This window comes from Amycolatopsis vancoresmycina (genome assembly GCF_000716785.1).
Taxonomy (GTDB): domain Bacteria; phylum Actinomycetota; class Actinomycetes; order Mycobacteriales; family Pseudonocardiaceae; genus Amycolatopsis; species Amycolatopsis vancoresmycina.
In genome coordinates this window covers 147,640-164,918 of record NZ_JNYY01000012.1, presented here as the reverse complement: position 1 = coordinate 164,918, position 17,279 = coordinate 147,640, and the positions used below count along the sequence as shown (strand labels likewise).

16 protein-coding genes are annotated in these 17,279 nt (G+C 72.8%); 3 read left to right on the top strand and 13 right to left on the bottom strand.

The window, feature by feature from the left end; translation table 11 throughout:
• The first annotated feature begins 68 nt into the window (after positions 1 to 68).
• Together OO60_RS27540 and OO60_RS27535 are read left to right on the top strand one after the other, a co-directional pair.
• Positions 69 to 272 carry an MbtH family protein gene (locus tag OO60_RS27540; protein WP_004559426.1) on the top strand — a complete coding sequence of 68 codons (204 nt, stop codon included), beginning with the start codon at positions 69 to 71 and terminating at the stop codon, positions 270 to 272.
• Positions 272 to 1,237, top strand: a complete 966-nt coding sequence (locus tag OO60_RS27535; protein WP_004559425.1) for a daunorubicin resistance protein DrrA family ABC transporter ATP-binding protein — start codon at positions 272 to 274, stop codon at positions 1,235 to 1,237. Before OO60_RS27540 ends, OO60_RS27535 begins: the two co-directional genes overlap by 1 nt.
• On the opposite strand, the gene OO60_RS27530 is transcribed toward OO60_RS27535, so the two are convergent.
• From OO60_RS27530 to OO60_RS27490, 9 genes are all read right to left on the bottom strand, one after another.
• Entirely contained in the window at positions 1,212 to 2,528 is a 1,317-nt protein-coding gene (locus OO60_RS27530; RefSeq protein ID WP_033262384.1) for an MMPL family transporter, read from the bottom strand. The genes OO60_RS27535 and OO60_RS27530 overlap by 26 nt on opposite strands.
• A gap of 143 nt (positions 2,529 to 2,671) precedes the next feature.
• Positions 2,672 to 3,643, bottom strand: a complete 972-nt coding sequence (gene sbnA / locus OO60_RS27525; RefSeq protein ID WP_004559850.1) for a 2,3-diaminopropionate biosynthesis protein SbnA — start codon at positions 3,641 to 3,643, stop codon at positions 2,672 to 2,674.
• Positions 3,644 to 3,655: 12 nt separating this feature from the next.
• Positions 3,656 to 4,693 (bottom strand): 2,3-diaminopropionate biosynthesis protein SbnB, encoded by a 1,038-nt coding sequence (gene sbnB / locus OO60_RS27520; protein WP_004559853.1) that lies wholly within the window; start codon positions 4,691 to 4,693, stop codon positions 3,656 to 3,658.
• 65 nt (positions 4,694 to 4,758) lie between these two features.
• The gene (locus OO60_RS27515; protein ID WP_004559855.1) at positions 4,759 to 6,153 is read right to left on the bottom strand and encodes a preATP grasp domain-containing protein; all 1,395 of its coding nucleotides are present in this window, start codon (positions 6,151 to 6,153) and stop codon (positions 4,759 to 4,761) included.
• A gap of 14 nt (positions 6,154 to 6,167) precedes the next feature.
• Complete coding sequence (fabG, locus tag OO60_RS27510; RefSeq protein WP_004559857.1) at positions 6,168 to 6,908, bottom strand: 3-oxoacyl-ACP reductase FabG; 741 nt, start codon at positions 6,906 to 6,908, stop codon at positions 6,168 to 6,170.
• On the bottom strand, positions 6,905 to 8,011 hold the full coding sequence (locus tag OO60_RS27505) for a beta-ketoacyl synthase N-terminal-like domain-containing protein (protein WP_004559858.1): 1,107 nt from the start codon (positions 8,009 to 8,011) through the stop codon (positions 6,905 to 6,907). Before OO60_RS27505 ends, fabG begins: the two co-directional genes overlap by 4 nt.
• The gene (locus tag OO60_RS27500) at positions 8,008 to 9,258 is read right to left on the bottom strand and encodes a beta-ketoacyl-[acyl-carrier-protein] synthase family protein (RefSeq protein ID WP_033262383.1); all 1,251 of its coding nucleotides are present in this window, start codon (positions 9,256 to 9,258) and stop codon (positions 8,008 to 8,010) included. Before OO60_RS27500 ends, OO60_RS27505 begins: the two co-directional genes overlap by 4 nt.
• A 9-nt stretch (positions 9,259 to 9,267) precedes the next feature.
• On the bottom strand, positions 9,268 to 9,519 hold the full coding sequence (locus OO60_RS27495) for an acyl carrier protein (RefSeq protein WP_033262382.1): 252 nt from the start codon (positions 9,517 to 9,519) through the stop codon (positions 9,268 to 9,270).
• A 251-nt stretch (positions 9,520 to 9,770) separates the two neighbouring features.
• Positions 9,771 to 10,529: an AfsR/SARP family transcriptional regulator gene (locus tag OO60_RS27490; RefSeq protein WP_167346739.1), complete on the bottom strand. Its 759-nt coding sequence runs from the start codon at positions 10,527 to 10,529 to the stop codon at positions 9,771 to 9,773.
• Positions 10,530 to 11,562: 1,033 nt separating this feature from the next.
• Between OO60_RS27490 and OO60_RS27485 the strand changes: the two genes are divergently transcribed.
• Positions 11,563 to 11,808: an ATP synthase subunit c family protein gene (locus OO60_RS27485; protein WP_004559863.1), complete on the top strand. Its 246-nt coding sequence runs from the start codon at positions 11,563 to 11,565 to the stop codon at positions 11,806 to 11,808.
• A 152-nt stretch (positions 11,809 to 11,960) separates the two neighbouring features.
• Here OO60_RS27485 and OO60_RS27480 read toward each other — a convergent pair whose 3' ends face one another.
• Genes OO60_RS27480 through OO60_RS27465 form a run of 4 tightly spaced genes read right to left on the bottom strand, consistent with a single transcriptional unit; the run spans position 11,961 to position 17,150 of the window.
• A complete protein-coding gene (locus OO60_RS27480) occupies positions 11,961 to 14,504 on the bottom strand; it encodes a CHAT domain-containing protein (RefSeq protein WP_033262381.1) in 2,544 nt (847 codons plus the stop codon).
• Positions 14,501 to 14,968 carry a hypothetical protein gene (locus tag OO60_RS27475; protein ID WP_033262429.1) on the bottom strand — a complete coding sequence of 156 codons (468 nt, stop codon included), beginning with the start codon at positions 14,966 to 14,968 and terminating at the stop codon, positions 14,501 to 14,503. The genes OO60_RS27480 and OO60_RS27475 overlap by 4 nt, the downstream gene beginning before the upstream one ends.
• A complete protein-coding gene (locus OO60_RS27470) occupies positions 14,965 to 15,558 on the bottom strand; it encodes an RNA polymerase sigma factor (RefSeq protein ID WP_003098338.1) in 594 nt (197 codons plus the stop codon). Before OO60_RS27470 ends, OO60_RS27475 begins: the two co-directional genes overlap by 4 nt.
• Complete coding sequence (locus OO60_RS27465; RefSeq protein WP_033262380.1) at positions 15,555 to 17,150, bottom strand: S8 family serine peptidase; 1,596 nt, start codon at positions 17,148 to 17,150, stop codon at positions 15,555 to 15,557. The genes OO60_RS27470 and OO60_RS27465 overlap by 4 nt, the downstream gene beginning before the upstream one ends.
• Between the last annotated feature and the right edge of the window lie 129 nt (positions 17,151 to 17,279).

Genomic DNA, 17,279 nt, shown 5'->3' with positions numbered 1-17,279 from the left:
CGGTCAGCGGGCCGTCAGCCGAGCCGAACACCATGACAGCAAGCCGACCGAGACAACGGAGATGTGCAGTGACGAGTCCTTTCGACGATGAGAACGGCCGGTTCCTCGTGCTGGTCAACGCCGAGGAAGAACGCAGCCTCTGGCCGGTGTTCGCCGCGGTGCCGGCGGGCTGGACGGTGGCGCAGGGGGAGAGTTCCCGTGCGGAGGCGCTCGCCCACGTCGAAGCGACGTGGACCGACCTGCGCCCGAAGAGCCTGCGGGACGCCGGCTGATGGCGACCGGCGAGCTCGACCGCGAAGCGGCCATCGAAGTCACCGGGCTGCGCAAGGGGTTCGGCAGTCACGAGGCACTGGCCGGCATCGACCTGCGGGTGCCCGCGGGTTCGGTGCTGGGCCTGCTCGGCCCCAACGGCGCGGGCAAGACCACCACCGTCCGGATCCTCGCGACGCTGCTGCGCCCGGACGGCGGCACCGCGCGGGTCGCCGGCTTCGACGTCGCCACGCAGGTGAAGGAGGTGCAGCGCCGGATCGGCCTGGTCGGCCAGTACGCCGCGGTCGACGAGCTGCTCACCGGGCGGCAGAACCTCCAGCTGCTCGGCACGCTGCTGCACCTCGGACGGCGCGGAGCCCGGAAGCGGGCCGCCGAGCTGCTCGAGCGCTTCGACCTGACCGCGGCGGCCGACCGCGCGGTCGGGACGTACTCGGGCGGCATGCGGCGGCGGCTCGACCTGGCGACCTGCCTGATCGGCCGCCCGTCGGTGTTGTTCCTCGACGAGCCGACCACCGGCCTGGACCCGGCGAGCCGCAGCACGCTGTGGGGGATCGTGCGGGGCCTGGTCGACGAAGGCGTCACGGTCCTGCTCACGACGCAGTACCTCGAGGAAGCGGACTACCTCGCCGACCACATCGTGGTGATCGACCACGGCCGGGTGATCGCCGAGGGAACGGCGGACGAGCTGAAGCGCAAGATCGGCGCGGAGCGGCTCGAGGTCGCGGTCGCCGACCCGAAGTGGCTCCAGCCCGCGGTGTCGGCGCTGTCGCGCGTTTCGGCCTCGGCGGTGTCCGTCGACGAACGCAAGCGGAGCATCGCGGTCGAGCTGCCCGACACCGCCGGCGGTATCGCGGCCGCGGCCGCGGCCCTGCGCGACGCGGGTGTCGAGTACACCGACTTCGCGTTGCGGCGCCCGACGCTCGACGAAGTGTTCCTCGACCTCACCGGGCGTCCTTCGGGCCCCTGATCCGCCACCAGTTCGTCCGGCCGCCCAGCACCGCCAGCCGCGGCAGCAGGTAGAACCGGACGACGAAGGTGTCGACGACCAGGATCGCCGCGGTCGCCAGGGCGAACTCGCGGACGTCACCGCTTTCGGTCAGGCCCCAGACCAGCCACATCACCACCGTCACCAGCAGCGCGCCGCCGGATGCCGACCAGGCCCGGCGGCACGCGTCTGCCACCGTGTTGCGCCGGGACATGCCGGCCAGGGTTTCACTCCGCAGCCGGTGCAGCAGGTACACCTGCAGGTGGTTGGCCGGCACGAGCAGCACGACCACCAGGACCATCGGTGCCCAGCCGGGCAGCGGGTCGACGAGCAGGGCCAGCATGCCCAGCCCGGCGAGCGCGGCCACGCCGTTCAGCAGGAGCGTCGACAGCGCCACCACCGGCCGCCGGTAGACGACGAGGGTGGCCACGCCCAGCATGAGCAGCAACACCACCACACCGCCCGCGTCCACGTCCTCGGCCAGCGGGCGGGAGCCCGGGTGGCCGGGGGCGAAGATCCGCAGCGAGCCGTGCACCGCGGCGGCGCCGAGGACGAGGACGCCGGCCGCGATCATCGCGGGCCGCACGAACCGGGGCGGGGCGCCGACCTTCCACTGCGACGGCGGCTGCCGCGGAAGGGGCTTCGGTGCGCTGAGCACGAGGTCGTTCAGCGCGGGCAGCAGGCTCAGCGCGGCGACGGCCGACACCAGCACGGTCACGAGCACCGCGGTGGCGAGCGGCCTCAGCTCCGCGGTGCCGGCGAGCGCCAGCGCGGCCAGCGATGCGGCCACGCCGCTGCCGGAGACGAGGGCGGCGTTGCCCGCCGTGCTCGCGACGATCCGCGCGGCTCGCGCCGCGTCGTTCCCGCCGGCCAGCGCCTCCCGGCGGCGGTGGAAGGCGAACAGCATGTGCTGGACCGAAACCGTGACGACGACCAGCAGCGCCGCGTCGCCGGTGCGCGGCACCACCGCGACGGACTCGGAAACCGTGTCCAGCAGCGCCGCCGACACCGTCGTGACCACGGTGGTGAACAGCGCGGACACGAGCAGCAGCCGGGAGAACGGCGCGCTCAGCAGCACCGCGACGGGCGCGGCGACCAGCGGCCACCAGGTCGCCGCCACGTCCGGGTCGGCGAGGGAGCCGTCGCCCAGCCGGTGCCCGCCGGCGAGCCCCGGCAGCTCGGTGACGGCCACGAACACCAGCCAGAGGGCGACGACCGCGCCGGCGTGGTCGGCGGACCAGCAGGAGGCGCGGACGGCCAGCGAAGGCTTCACGATCGTCCCCGTTCGACCCGATGGGCATGCGGCGTTCGCGGTCGTTCCTATCCGCGCATGTGTTCGAGTCTAGTGAACCGTGACCGTTCGTTCACGGGGTGTGAGTCCCGGATCCGCGGTGGTGCTAGGCCGTGTGTGGTGGATCACAGAGCGTGGACTCGGCGCTCGTCCTCGATGAGGTCCTCGCCGTAGAGGTCGGCCACCCACTGGTCGTGGTAGACGGTGTCGAGGTAGCGGTCGCCGAGGTCGGGCGCGATCGCCACCGCCGTCCCGGTTTCCCCGTGCGCGGCCAGCCACGACAGGGCGCCGCTCACGACGGTTCCGGTCGAGCCGCCGAAGCAGAACCCCTCCCGGGTGAGCGCCCGGCAGGTGCGCACGGTGTCCGCCTCTTCGACGTGCACGACGTCGTCGACGTGGGCGAGGTCGAGCATCGGCGGCCGGATCCCGGTGCCCAGCCCGGGGATCATCCGGCGCGCCGGTGGCGTCCCGAAGGTCACCGAGCCGACCGTGTCGACCGCGACCACCCGGGTGCCGGGCCGGTGCTCGTGCAGGTACCGGGCGCACCCCATGAGCGTTCCGGTGGTCCCGGCGCCGACGAAGACGACGGCGGCGTCCGGGAAGGCCGCGGCGATCTGCGGCCCGGTCGTTTCGTAGTGGGCGCGCCAGTTCCCGGCGTTTTCGTACTGGTTGAGCCAGACGTACCCGCGCTCGGCGCACAGCCGCCGCACGAGCTCGATGCGCGCGCCGAGCAGCCCGTGCTCCGGGTGCGGTTCGGTGACGATGCGGACCTCGGCGCCGAGCGTTTCCATCAGCTGCCGGGCGCCGAGCGTGCACCGCGAGTCGGTGACGCAGACGAACCGGTAGCCGGAGCTGGCGGCGACGAGGCTCAGCGCGACGCCGAGGTTGCCGGACGAGCTCTCCACGAGCGTCGAGCCGGGCCGCAGGTCGCCGCGGCGCTCGGCCGCGGCGACCATCGACCGGGCGGCCTTCACCTTGATCGACCCGGCGAAGTTGAAGCCCTCGCACTTGAGGAACAGCGGACGGCCGGCGAACCGGCGGAGGTCGACGAACAGGTCGTCGGTGTTGAAGTCCTGCGGGGCGGTGATGATCGGCACGCCGGGCCCTCCTCAGCGCTTGCCGTACCGGTCGAGTTCGTGGAAGAACCCGTCGACGGTCCGCAGCTCGCCGGAAGCACGCAGCTGGTCGTAGACGTGCTTGCCCACGGCGAGGTCGAGCACCCCGAGCCCGAACGGGGAGAAGACCAGTGGCCGGTCCTCCGGGAGGGTGGCCTTCCCGGTCATCACGTCGTGCAGCGTCCCGGAGAGGAACTCCCGGCCGCCGGTCCGCTGCTCGGCCAGGTGCACCGACGTGTTCGCCTTCAGGCAGTGCTCGACGTCGTCGACGACGTTGGTCGAGGCCAGGACCACCTCCGGCGAGAGGTCGCGCAGCGAGACGTGCAGGACCAGCGGGTGGTGGGCGAACCACGCCGGGTCGTGCACGTGCGGCTCCCCGGCGACCGTCGCGAACACGACCAGGTCGCTGCCGCGGATCAGGTCCTCGGCGGACTCGTGCACGGTGACCGACGCCTGCCCGGCGGCGGTCAGGTAGCCGCGGAACCCTTCGGCGTGCGCGGTGCTCAGGTCGAACACGCCGACGTCGTCGAAGTCCCAGCCGCCGGCGGCGAGGTAGGTGTGGATGTAGCGGGCGATCAGGCCGGTGCCGACGATGCCGAGGCGGGCGGGCCGGGCCCGGTCGCGGGTCAGCCAGTCGGCGGCGAGCGCGGCCGACGCGGCCGTGCGGGTGGCACTGATGATGGAGCTTTCCAGGCAGGCCAGCGGATAGCCGGTCTCCCGGTCGTTGAGGACGAGGATCGCCGACGCCCGCGGCAGCCCGCTCGCGACGTTCTCCGGGAAGCTCGAGATCCACTTGAGCCCGTCGACCGCGATGTCCCCGCCGACCGACGCCGGCAGCGCGATGATCCGCGAGGACGGCCGGTCGGGGAAGCGCAGGAAGTACGACGGCGGGTTCACCGTGTCGCCGGCGCCGTGCAGGCGGTAGGCCGACTCGATCAGGTCGATGACGAGCTTTTCCTGTCCACTGAGGACGTCGTTGACCTGCGCCCCGGAAATGACGGCGAACGCCGGGACGGACGTGCTGGTGCTCATGCTGGTGGTCTCCTGAGACGTGGGTGGTCGTGAGTGGCAAGGCGAGTTAGAACGCGCCTTACCACTCACGACGGGGTCGGGAGTTGTTCCGCGGCGAGGGTGGCGAGGCGGTCGGTGATGCGGCGGTCCAGCTCGTCCAGCGGCTCCGCCGACGGGCCGATGAGGACGCCGTACAGGCGCCCGGCGAACGCTTCGCCCGCGGCCGCGAGACCGGCGCCGGCGTTGACCGTGGCGAAGTTGTTGACGAGCAGCCCGGTCCCGGACCCGGCGAACAGCAGGTCGCCGAGCGTCTCGCGCAGCCGCGCGAAGGGCAGGGGAGCGGCCAGGCGCACCGGGTAGTGCCGCGCCATCGCGACCGCACCGGCGGGCACGAACCGCTCCTGCAGCGGCACCTGGTAGGTCGACATGTTGTTGCGCGCGTTGATCTCCAGCACCGGGAAGATCCCGCCGTCCGGCTCGACCAGCGCGTCGACGCCGACGACGCCGTAGTAGCCGTCCTGCGCGAGCCGGGCCCCGAGCGCGTCCGCCGCGTCGCGGATCACCTTGTGCTGGGCCTCGTCGAGGCGCGGCGGCATCCGGTGTCCCTTGTGGACGCCGTTCTCGGTGATGGCCTCCTTGACGAAGTCGAACCGCACCGAGCCGCCCCGGCCCACCGTGAACTGGTAGTTCAGGTCGGCGCGCTTGGCGACCCAGGTCTCGGTGACCAGCGCGATCCGGTCACGGCCCGCCTTCTGCGCGGACCGCTCGATCATCCGCTGCAGGCGCAGCAGCCGCTGCTCGCTGGTGACGACGGAGATGCCCTTGCCCGAGACGCCGAACGCCTCCTTCACCACCACCGTGCCGCCCTCGGCGAGCACCTTGGCCGCCTCCGGCACCGCGTCGGCCAGCTGGGCGGGGGTGTCGCAGATCCAGCCGGGTGGCTGCCGCAGCCCGAGCTCGTCGGCCAGCTGCCTGCTGTAGACCTTGCTGTTGACGGCCTTGCAGAGCGCGGCGGGCGGGGTGGCGAGCGGCACGCCCGTGCGGGCCGCCAGCTCTTCCTCGACCGCCGAGGCGCCGTGGGGGAGCAGGTGCGCCCCGTCCGTGGCCAGCTCCGCCAGCGCCGCGACGAGCGCGGGGTCGGCGAGTGCGTCCTGGGTGACGTTGCGCCCCGGGTCCGGTGCCGCCACGACGTGCACCTCGGGCAGCTCGAAGCCGAGGTCGAGCAGGTAGCGGTGGTAGTCCGGATCGGGCGCGTGCTTCAGTACGACGTGGTCGCCCTTGCCGCCCAGCAGCAGCGCGAACTCGTCCATGCTGTTGACCACCGCGGTGCTGCCCGCGGCGGACACCCGCGGCAGGCCGAGCTCGTCGGCCGCCCACAGTTCCTCGACCTCGAAGTTGCCGAGGAAGACCAGCGGGTGCTCGGCCGAGCCGAGCGCGGCCGTCTTCAGCCGCGCGATGAAGTTCGGGCTATCGGTGTCCACTGTGGATCTCCCCCTCAGACGACCAGGCCGCCGTCGATCTCGAAGACGCTTCCGGTGATGTAGGCGGCGCGGTCGGACGCCAGGTAGGCCACCAGGCCGGCGACCTCCCCGGCGGTGCCGAACCGGCCCAGCGGGATGGCCGCGCGCAGCTTCTCGCGGGCCTTGTCCGTCATCTGGGCGGTCATGTCGGTCTCGATCAGGCCGGGCGCGACCGCGTTGACCCGGATGCCGAACCGGCCGACCTCCTTGGCCAGCGCCTTGGCGAAGCCGATCACGCCGCTCTTGGACGCCGAGTAGTTGACCTGCGTCGGGTTGCCGTATACGCCGGACACCGAGGACAGCGTGACGACACTGCCCCGGCGCTGCTTGAGCATGAGGAACACGGCCGGCTGGCAGACGTTGTAGACGCCGTCGAGGTTGGTCCGCAGCACGTCGGTCCAGCGGTCCTCGGTCATCGTCACGAACGCGCCGTCGCGGGTGATGCCCGCCGACGTCACCACGGTGTCCGGGACGCCGAGGCCGGCGGCCGTGGCGGCCACCCACTCGGCGGCGGCTTCCCGGTCGGTGACGTCGACCTGTGTCGCGACCGCCCGCCGCCCGAGGTCGTGCACCTCCTTGGCGAGCACGTCGGCGGACTGCTCGTCCGAGCGGTAGCAGAAGGCGATGTCGTGGCCGCTTTCGGCGAGGCTCAGCACGACCGCGCGGCCGATGCCGCGCGAGCCGCCGCTGACCAGCGCGACCTTGGGGGCGCTCATGCCGGCTCGCCGAGCCGCAGCAGCGTGCACGCCACCGAGCCGTCGTCGTCGCAGGTGGTGACGACCGTGTGGCCGGCACCGGCCCGCCCGGCGGATCCGGCGACGCTGAGGACGGCGGCGAGCTGGAACATCGCGCTCGCCGACGCGGTGTCCCCGAGCAGGTCCGCCGGCGGCACCCGGTCGACGGCCGCGTCGCCGAAGAGACTCCGCAGCGCCACCGTCTCGACGGGTTCGCCGCGGGAGTCCGTGAAGCCGCTGCCGGTGGCGGCCCACACCTGCTCGGGCGCCACCCCGGCGGCGGCGAGCAGCTTCCGCACCGCGACGGTGACCGTCCCGGCGAGGTCGCCGTCGAGGCACACCCGGGATTCGAACCCCTCCAGGGTGCCCAGCACCCGGCGGCCGGGCGGCCGCAGCTCCGCGGGTTCCAGCAGGAACATCGCGCAGCCTTCGCCGATGACGACCGGGTCGCCCCCGCCGCGGCGGTGGTGCTCGACCCAGGCGCGGGCGGGGGAGTACTCCTCGGCGGCGCCGCAGAGCACCCGGGTGGCCCGGCCGGTCCGCAGCAGCCGCCGCGCGTAGTTCAGCGCGTGCGGGCCGGTGGTCCGGCCCGCGGCGATCGTCGCGTTCGGGCCCTTGAGCCCGTGCCAGATCGCGGCCTGCCCGGCGGCGCAGTTCATCACGCAGCCGGGCACCGCGGCCGGTTCGACGTGGTCGGGCTTGTCGCCGGTGAGCGACGCCCGGGTCAGGTCCATCATGCTCTGGACGCTGCCGGTCGTGGTGCCCAGCACGAACCCGATGTCGTCGCGCTCGTCGCCCGGTTCGACGCCGATGTCGGCGAGCAGGTGCTTCGCCGCGGCGACGGCCAGCCCGCTGACGCGGTTCATCGCCCGGGTGCCCTTCGAGCCGAGGAACTCCCGCGGCTCGAAGCCGGGCACGGTGGCCGCCGTTTCGCCGGGCCCGCGGGTCCAGCGCTCGGTGTCCAGTGTGGACACCGGCGACGTCCGCGTGCGGATTCCGTCGGCGAAGGAGCCGCGGTCGTGGCCGAACGGCGAGATCGCCGTCCAGGCCGAAATCACCGGAGCGGCCGGGGTCGCGGTACTCATGCCACCGCCTCCCGCGGTCCGTCGTAGCGGCCGATCAGCACGACCGAGTTGTTGCCGCCGAACGCCCAGCCGTTGTTCTGCACGATCCGCAGGTCCGCCTCGACCGCCACGTTGGGCACGCAGTCGACGGCGCACTCGGGGTCGGTCTCGACGTGGTTGATCGTCGGCGGGATGAAGCCCTCGGTGATGGCGACCGAGCAGCCGATCGCGGCCAGCGCGCTCGCCGCGCCCATCGAGTGCCCGAGCATCGACTTCATCGACACCACGCGCGGGGTGTCCTCGCCGAAGAGCTCGCGGATCGCCGCGGCCTCGGTCTTGTCGTTGGCGTGCGTGCCGGTGCCGTGCGCCGAGATCAGGTCGACCTCCGCGGGCTTGACGCCGGCGTTCTCCAGCGCCAGCTCCATGCAGCGGGCGATGCCGCCCCGGTGCGGGGCCACCGGGTGGTGGGCGTCGCAGGACAGGCCGTAGCCGAGCACTTCGCCGTAGATCCGGGCACCGCGCGCGGTCGCCGACTCCAGGCTCTCCAGCATCAGGATGCCGGCGCCCTCGCCGGTCAGGATGCCCAGCCGGTTCTTGTCGAACGGGCGGCAGTAGTCCGGTGCGATGCTGCGCAGCCGGTAGAAGGAGGTGAACGTCTTGCGGCAGACGGCGTCCGCGCCACCGCACAACGCGAAGTCGGCTTCCCCGAGCCGGATCGCGTCGAACGAGTGGCCGATCGCGTAGTTGCCGGCCGAGCAGGCCGTCGCGATGCTGCCGACCTCCACATCGGACAGCTGCAGCTCGTGGGCGATCGAGGTGGCGAGCCGGCCGGCCGACGTCCGCCGGGCCAGCCGCGGGCTCATCGCCTCCGGGCCGGCCGCGATCTCCAGCGAGACCATGCTGTCGAGCTCGTGCGACTCGCCGTCGGTCGTGCCGACCGACAGCAGGCAGCGCGCCTCCCGCAGCACGTCGAGGTCGATGCCGGAGTCCGCGACCGCGAGCCGGGCGGCGGCGGTGGAGAACCGGCTCGCGCGGCCGAGCGACTCGATGTCGACGTTCCGGATCCAGCGTTCGGGCTCGAACCCGACGACCTCGCAGCCGTTGTCGTGCTCGAAGCCGGTCGTGTCGAAGACGCTGATCGGCCGGACGTTGCTGCGCCCGGCGCGCAGGGCCGCGGTGAACTCGTCGACGCCCGTGCCGAGGCTGGACACCACCCCGCAGCCGGTGATCACCACCCGGCGCCCGGGTGCGGCAGACTGTTCGCTCATCGGATTTCCCTACCAGCCCGCGGATTCCGCGACGACGTCGTAGGCGCTGTTCAGATCGGTCATCCGGCGGAACTGCGCCTGGTCGATCGTGACGCCGAACTTCTTCTCCAGCGCCGCGAGCACGTCCATCAGCGTGAGCGAGTCGGCTTCGTGGTCCTCGATGAAGTTGCTCGTCTCGGAAAGCTCGCTGTCCTCGAGTTCGAGGTGCTCGCGGACGATCGCGCGGATCTGTTCCCTGCGCTCGGACACTGCCGCTGTCATGATGACTCCTGGGTTTCGGGCGAACTTCGGCCTCGCCGGAAACTAGCCGGGGGAGATGACCGCCCTCTGACCGAACGCTGACGAAGGCCCGTGTCTGCGAGCTGTCAGCGGTCGGTCATCCCGGTGCGTCATGATCACGACCGGTGATCACGAAAACCACGGCGGGGAAAGGAGGCGGATGCGCCCGGAACGGGACCGAACCAGGGCGGGACGACGGCAGGGACGGCCGGTGGAGGTGCCGTCCCTGCGGTTCAGTCGAGCATGCAGTCCTGGACCAGGATGGCCTGGTACAGCTGTTTCAGCGCCCGGCCGGGTGAGAGGCCGAGCTCGTTGCCGAGCCACTTGCTGGTGTGGTGGAAGACCGACAGCGCCTCGCTCTGCTGCCCGGAGCGGTACAGCGCGAGCATCAGCAGCTCGCTGAGCCGTTCCCGGCCGGGGTTTTCGGTCGCCAGCAGCCGCAGCTCGTGCACGATGTCGTGCTGCTCGCCGACGGCCAGCCGGGCGGCGATGAGGTCCTCCTGGACCGCGAGGCGCCGCTCGTTGAGGTGGGTGGCCGCCGCCCGGCACCGCACCCCCTCCTGGACGTCCATCAGGGCCGGCCCCCGCCACTGCATCAGGGCCTCGCGGAGGATGCCGACGGCTTCGTGCGGAGCGGAGCCCACCAGGGCGGTGCCGCGCCGCGCGAGTTCGAGGAACCGGTGCGAGTCGATCGACTCGGCCGGCACCTCGAGCTGGTAGCCGCTGTAGGTGGTCCGGACGAGCTCCTCCCCGTTCGCGTCCGTGATCGGCTTGAACAGCCGCCGCAGCCGCGCGATGTTCGCCTGCAGCGCGTTGCGCGAGTTGGCGAGCGACCGCGGGCCCCACAGTTCGTCCGCCAGCTGCTCGTAGGACACCGGACGTCCCGGCGACAGCGCCAGCATCGCCAGTAATGTCCGAACTTTTTTGGCGCGTATTGCGTGAATTCTCCCACCCGATCTTATTTCCAAGGCGCCTAGCAGTTCGATTTGCACTCAGACCTACCCCCAGATTCGGTTGATCCGATGCCTTTATCTCTTGGCCGGATCACCCGACGATGTATTTTTCGGAGATAGTGGCAGAGGGCTGGTGGCTTAGGTACCTCCGTTCGGACCAGTGAATCGCCGAACCCGTGAGTAGTTTCACCAGGTGGACGGCCTGGGTATGGATGTATTCGGACATCGCCGGGCGTGGTGGTGTTAGCTCCACCATTAATGGTGGTGCCAGCACTCCGACAGCGAGTTGTGATCTACGCAGGTAGCGCGGCGACGGGCTTGCACGGCCTGGTGAGGTGGCATTACGCCGTGGGCGCAGGGTGATCACCTGGTTGCGCTCGCGGACGGCCCGGCGCGCGCGGCCGCGCCGGAGCCCGCCGCCGGGGTGGGCATTCGATGCCGGAAACGGCATTCGGAGTGGGTTCCGGGTAAAAGCGGGGCGCGTGGTATAGGCGCCGTTATTAGCCTGAAAAAGATTCAGGTTTGCTATTGTCGGGCGCTCATCCGAGTGGCTGCGGGGACTTGACGGCATTCGGCTCCGCCGCCGCCGGGAAGCAGAACTGCAGGCACTCCGGCAAAGGCGAGAGGTCGAGCGTCCGCCGGGATTCTGTCCGGCCGGCCCGTCACGGCGAGCGCACGGACGATCGCGACACGTGCCCGCGCGCATGGCGGTGATCGGCCCGCGGTCTCGCGTGTGAGTTCGCCGCCGCGGTGTGACCGCCAAGCGGGTCGCCGTGACCGACCACAGTGGACACAGTCGAGGCCGCCGGGTCCGGCTCCGGCCGACGGGGTGGGCCGCCCGCGCGAATTCTCCGGCGGCGAAGGATTCGACGTGATATCCTGGGTTTGACCGGACCTCCCGATTGCCGGGAATCACCACCGGTCGCCTCCCCTGCCCGACGAGATCTGCCCGCTTCGACGACAGCCGCCGGTTTCCGACGCCTTCGCCCAGCCCTGATCCCTTGTCCGGTGTGACCACAGAACCGCTGCTCCACGCGAGCGTGCGCGTGGACCGATGTGAAGGGGAATGTCCATGAGTGACGCCATTCTGGCCCAGGCGGCCAACCTCAACCCGGGCCTCGCGGCCATCGGCTACGGACTGGGCGCGATCGGCCCGGGAATCGGCGTCGGCCTGATCTTCGCGGCCGTCATCAACGGAAGTGCGCGCCAGCCGGAAGCGAGCGGGAAACTGCAGACGATCGGGTACTCGACGTTCGTGCTGACCGAGGTGCTCGCCCTGATCGGCATCGTCATCTATTTCATCGCCTCCCTTTCCTGAGGACACGGCCGCCCGCGCCCGGCCCGGGCGCGGGCGATCCGTCCGCTGAGGACCGGAAGCTCGGCGCCGCGGCACCCGCCGCGACCAGGACGACCACCCGAAGACTCTCCCCGCACACAGAAGAAGAGGCCCCGGCGAGCCCGGAGATACCGTCACGCGCCGCCGAAGCACACGAACGGCGTCAGCGGCTCGCCCCGGGTGGCGTCGGCCAGGGCGCGGGGTGGCCGCACCCCGCGAACCAGCGCGCGGTGGTAGGCGGCCATCACCTCGACCGCCGCCTGGTCGTCGACGCGGGCCACGCTCGACACCACCGTGTGGCTGCCCGAATACAGCAGCGCCGCGGTGAACCCGAGGAACTCGTCGCCCGGGCGGACCACCGAACGGCCGACGTCGCAGGCCGACAGCACCACGTGCCGCGGTGCCGTTTCGAGCTGGTGGACGTCGTAGGCCATCAGCGGGCCGTCCGCCAGGTCCAGGCGGGAGAACAGGACGTTCTCGGGTTCGTGGTGGCCGTGCGCGGCGAAGTGCACGATCGTCGCGGTGCCGAGGGCGCCGAGGGTGGCCGCCACGGTCGCCCGGGAGCCCGTCAGGAGGGTGCCTTCCGGGTACACCGCGGAAATCCGGCTCGCTTCGGCGGGGGCGTGGTCGAGGGCGGGGCCCGCGACGACCAGGACGCGGCCGGCGGCGGTGCCGTCCGCGCCGCGGCGGGCCGCGTACCAGGCCGACGGCGACGGGCTCACCGTCACCGGCCTGCCCCGCAGCGGCGGCAGCAGGCCCCACGGCACCGTCGACAGCGGCGCGGTCGGCACGATGACGACGTCCGCGTCGCCGATCTCGTCCGTGAGCGGGGCCAGCAGCTGCTCGGTCAGCACGGCGAGCTGCCGCCGCAGGGACGTCCGCACGACCTGGTCGATGGTGTGCGGCAGCCGGCGCCCGCACAGCGTGTCGAGGTCGCTGTGCAGGCGGGCCAGTGCTTCGGCGACCGTGGCCGGGTCGCCGAGCGCGACCAGCGACGGCCGCCCGCGGGCGAGCACCAGCGCCTTGAAGCCGGTCCGGTCGGTCAGGAAGCTCAGCAGGACGCTGCCGGCCCGGTCCAGCTCGGCGGCGACGTCCGCGAACGACGCGCCCGCGTGGTAGCCGTCCCCGCCGCCGGTCTGCCAGTCCCGCGCCCGGATCACCCGTTCCAGCGCCAGGCACCGCCGCCGGGCCTGCGTCGCCGGGCGTCCGGCCAGCTCGGCCGTGCGTGCCTCGTGGGCGAGGTGGCGGAGCTCGGCGACGGCGTCGAGGGTGCGCTCGTCGGTCGGCGCGCGCACGGCCGGGACCTGGAACGCCCGGGCCCGCGACCGCTCCAGCCACCGGAAGACGACCTCGGGGTCCGCCGTGTCCAGCGCCGCGGCGAGCCCGGTCCTGGCGAGCTCGTCGCCGAGCGAGGCCGCGCCGGTCTGCAGGTCGAAGCTGCCGAACCGGACGCGGTGCGCGTCCAGGCGGTCCAGCCCGGCGCGCGCGTTCGCGAACGCGCCCCGGCGGTCGCCGGTGGCCAGCGCCAGCTCGGCCCGCGCCAGGCTGCGCACCAGGTGGGACGTCAGCGGGGCCCCGGCGCCGAGCCGTTTCGCCAGCTGGTCCCCGGCGCGGCCGACCTCGTGCCGGGCGATGTTCGCCCGCGCCGACAGCAGCGTCGCGGCTTCGGCGTCGTTGCGCAGCCCCAGCGCGGTCAGCCGGTCGGCGAGGGCCTCGGTGGCCGCCGCCACCGCGGCCATCCGGCGCCCGGCCGCGAAGTCCGCCCGCAGGACGGTGAGCGTGGCCACCGCGGCCCAGGTTTCGTTGCCCCGCCGCCGGAAGTGCGCCCGCGCCCGCGCCGCCCACTCCCGCGCCTCCGCGGCCCGCCCGGTCGCCAGCGCCGCGCGCGCCCGCGTGAGCTCCGCTTCGGCGTGCTCCTGGTCGAGCCGGGAGACGGCGAACAGGCCGAGCGCCGCGTCGAGTTCGATGGCGGCTTCGCTCGGGAGCCCGGCGGCGAGCAACGCCCGCGCCTTGTCGACGCCCAGCGGGCCCAGCATCTCCGCGCACAGCTCGGCGTAGACGGCGCCGGCCGCGTCGAAGTCCCGCAGGGCGCCCGGGACGTCCCCGGTGAGGACGCGGCACTGGCCACGGCCGTGCCACGCCTTGGCGACGAGCGCGCGTTCGGAGGCGTACCGGCTGCCGAGCTCCGCGCACTGGTCGAGGTCGGCCATCGCCGGCCGCACCCGCCCGGCGATCTGGTGCAGCAGCGCCCGGTTCAGCAGCGATCTCGCCAGGACGACCTCTTCGCCGCCGCGGCGCAGCAGCGGGATGGCCTCGTCGAGGTAGGGCAGCGCTTCGCCCATCCGGCCGACGAGCACCAGCAGCAGGCCCCGCTGCTGCAGCAGGACCCCGCGGTCCTCCGGCGCCACCGCGGCCTCGGCCGTGTCGAGCAGGTGGAAGCCGTGCTCGCTGTTGCCGAGCACGACCTCCACGCCGGCCAGGCTGGTCAGCACCCGGACCGCCAGCCGGTCCGGGCCGGGCCCCGGCGGCCCGTCGGGCGACGACCACCCGAGCAGCCGCAACGCGGTGTGCAGCAGCCGCCGCCCGGCCAGCGGCTGCCCGTTGTTGGTCGCCTCGACCGCCCGCTGCTGCAGCGCCCGGATCTGCTCGCCGAGCTCCGGGACCGCTTCGGCCGTCACAGCTCGATGACCGGGGTCGTCACCGGCGGCCCGGTCCCGGCGGGCCGGACCGCCAGCCGGGCGGGCCCGGGGCGGGCGTCTTCGATCACGAAGCGCCCTTCGCCGTCGCACCGCGTGGTCCGCGGCCCGGCCGTCGTCAGGAGCTCGACGTCGTGGGCGGCCGGCGGGGCGAGCCAGCCGTCCACCCGGACCGTGCCGGTCCCGGCGGCGGTCAGGTTGACCAGCACCGCGAACCCGTCCCGTTCGAACGTCAGCACGCGGCTGGCCCCTTCGCCGCGGGCGGAGACGGCTTCGAGCAGGACGGGCAGCGACGTCAGCTCGGCCTCCAGGTTCGCCAGCCGCACCGCGAAGCGGACCCGGCCGGCCAGCGACGGCGGTACGGGATCGGCGTCCGTCCACAGCTGCCGCAGCTCGGCCAGCAGTTCGCGGTCGTCCGCGCCGGCCGGGCGCGCACGCCCGGTCACGGCCACTCCCCGTCCGCGAGCAGGGACCGCAGCCGGCTCAGGCACCGGCCCCTGGTCGGGCCGATGCTGCCCTTCTTCATCCCGAGCGCCGCGCTGACCTGGTCGTAGTCCGGCCGCGGCACGAAGGCGACGATGCGCAGGAGCCGGCGGCACCGCTCGGGCAGCCGGCCGACCGCCTCCCACAGCGCCGCCCGGCGGTCGTCGGTCAGCACGTGGTGTTCCGGGCCGGGTGCGGGGTCGGCCAAGGCGGGGAACCACTTCTCGTCGACCGGCTGCTCGGCCCGGTACTGCGCCTGCGCCCGCCACGCCTGGCGCTTGGTCACGGTGACCAGCCAGCTGGTCAGGGCGACGGGGGAGTGGATCTCCTCGAGCGAGCCGAGCAGGCGCAGCCACACCGTCTGGACGACGTCGCCGCTGCGCTCGCGGTCGATCCCCTGCGCGCGGGCGACGTGCCACAGCAGCGGGGTCAGCAGGCCGATCAGTTCGTCGAACGCCTCCTGGTCCCCGGCACGGGCGGCGGTGAAGACCGCGGCCACCCGGTCGTGGTCGAGGGGGTGCGCCGGCGACCGGCCGGCCTCGGTTGTGCTCATGGCAACTCCGGAAGCGCCGCGCGGGCGCGGTTGACGGTGGTCTTCGAGTCCACTTTGGTCAGTGCCAGCTTCGCCTGCTTCTCCCCGATGCGCAGGAGCCGGTTCGCCACTTCGGCGGCGACCAGCGGCGTCGCGAACGACGTGCCGCTCCACACCGCGTAGTCGCCGGTGAACTTGTCGGGGTCCAAGGAGGCCCGGTTCCGGGCCGGGACGACGCGTTCCGCCGTCTCCGAACCGTCGGCCACCGGGAAGGTGCTCACCACGTTGACGCCGCTGGCCCACACCCGCACCGCCCGGTTCTCGTTGGAGAACAGGGCTTTGCTGCCGTCCGGGTTCAGCGCGCCGACCGCGATCACCCGCGGGCCGCTGTTCTTGGCGCCGGCCCGGGTGGCCAGCCAGGCGGGGTGGAACGGCCGCGCGGTCGACTCGTTGCCCGCGGCGGCGACGAAGACGACCCCGCGGGCAACGAGATCTTCGATCACCCCGGCGAACTCGGAGCCCTCGTCCCATTCGTCGTAGTAGCCGGCCGAGAACGACACGATGTCGATCATCTTCTCCGGGCAGCCGTTCTCCTGCGCCTCGGTCACCTGGTGCAGGATTTCGGTCAACGCCGTCAGCGCGTCGCCCGAGTAGCCGATCTTGTCGCTGTGCACCGCGCGGATGGCGAGCACCCGGGCGCGGGGCGCCGCCTGGCGGATGAGGCCGGCGATGAACGTGCCGTGCCCGTAGGCGTCCTCGAGCGCGCCGACGAGCGGTTCGGTGGACTGCGGCGCGTCGGTGTACCCGTCGATGAGCTGGAAGGCCGGTGCCCCGCCGGCGGGGCGGTTCTGCACGATCTCCGCCTGGATGGCGGGGGACACGGTGACGAACTCGTCGGCGAACGGGGTGGCCGAGCCGGCTTCGTAGAGGTCCAGCAGGGGGTGGGCGGCGTGGCCGCTGTCCACGACGGCGATCACCGGACGGCGGGCGGCGGATTTCCGGCGCGGCGGCTCGCCCGGCAGGACCGCCGGGACCCGCCCGCGGAACGAGGACCGCATCGAACCGGCACCCGGCGTGTCGCTGATCGCCCACGGTTTCAGCACCAGGTCGTCGGTGGTGGCGATCAGGTGTTCCAGCGAGATCCGCGCCACCTCGGCGTAGGTGAGCACGGAGCCGTCGTCGGCGGCGGTTTCGTACCGGCCGCCTTCGACGTCGGGCGGGGGAACCGAAGCCCGCAGGTGCTGCAGGGCGCGCCACGAATCGATGCGCACGGCGAGCCCGGTTTCCCGCGGCCGGAGCGTGATCCGCACGGGTGCCCGCGCCGGCAGGTTCGCCGGGGGTTCCGCGCGCAGTTCGATCTGCCCGAGCAGGCCGTCGAGCACACCCTGTTTCGCGATCCAGATTTCGAGGGGGATCAGCAGGACGCCCGGCCGGTAGACCGTGGGCCGGTACCGGGCCCCCGGTGCCGGCCACCCCTCGACGACGTCCTGGCCGGGATCGAGCACCCGGCCGCCGTGCCGGTCCAGCAGTTCCGGGGAAATCGCGGGCACGAACCCGGGCGAGCCCAGGTCGTCGTCCCGGCGTCCTTCCGGCGGATCGAATCGGACCACCATGCGTCGCTCCCTCGAGCCGGTGCGGCCGGCCTGCTGCCGAAGCCGCTGCCACTCCGGGAAGGTCGGCGCGCGCCCCGCCAGATACGAACCCCCGGTCACGAAGCGGTAAAGCCCGGCTCGGTATCGAGA

Coding starts and splice junctions, on each gene's coding strand:
- OO60_RS27535 (WP_004559425.1), top strand. CDS start 272: ATGGCGACCGGCGAGCTCGACCGCGAAGCGGCCATCGAAGTCACCGGG.
- sbnB (WP_004559853.1), bottom strand. CDS start 4,693: ATGAGCACCAGCACGTCCGTCCCGGCGTTCGCCGTCATTTCCGGGGCG.
- fabG (WP_004559857.1), bottom strand. CDS start 6,908: ATGAGCGCCCCCAAGGTCGCGCTGGTCAGCGGCGGCTCGCGCGGCATC.
- OO60_RS27505 (WP_004559858.1), bottom strand. CDS start 8,011: ATGAGTACCGCGACCCCGGCCGCTCCGGTGATTTCGGCCTGGACGGCG.
- OO60_RS27500 (WP_033262383.1), bottom strand. CDS start 9,258: ATGAGCGAACAGTCTGCCGCACCCGGGCGCCGGGTGGTGATCACCGGC.
- OO60_RS27495 (WP_033262382.1), bottom strand. CDS start 9,519: ATGACAGCGGCAGTGTCCGAGCGCAGGGAACAGATCCGCGCGATCGTC.
- OO60_RS27485 (WP_004559863.1), top strand. CDS start 11,563: ATGAGTGACGCCATTCTGGCCCAGGCGGCCAACCTCAACCCGGGCCTC.
- OO60_RS27470 (WP_003098338.1), bottom strand. CDS start 15,558: ATGAGCACAACCGAGGCCGGCCGGTCGCCGGCGCACCCCCTCGACCAC.
- OO60_RS27465 (WP_033262380.1), bottom strand. CDS start 17,150: ATGGTGGTCCGATTCGATCCGCCGGAAGGACGCCGGGACGACGACCTG.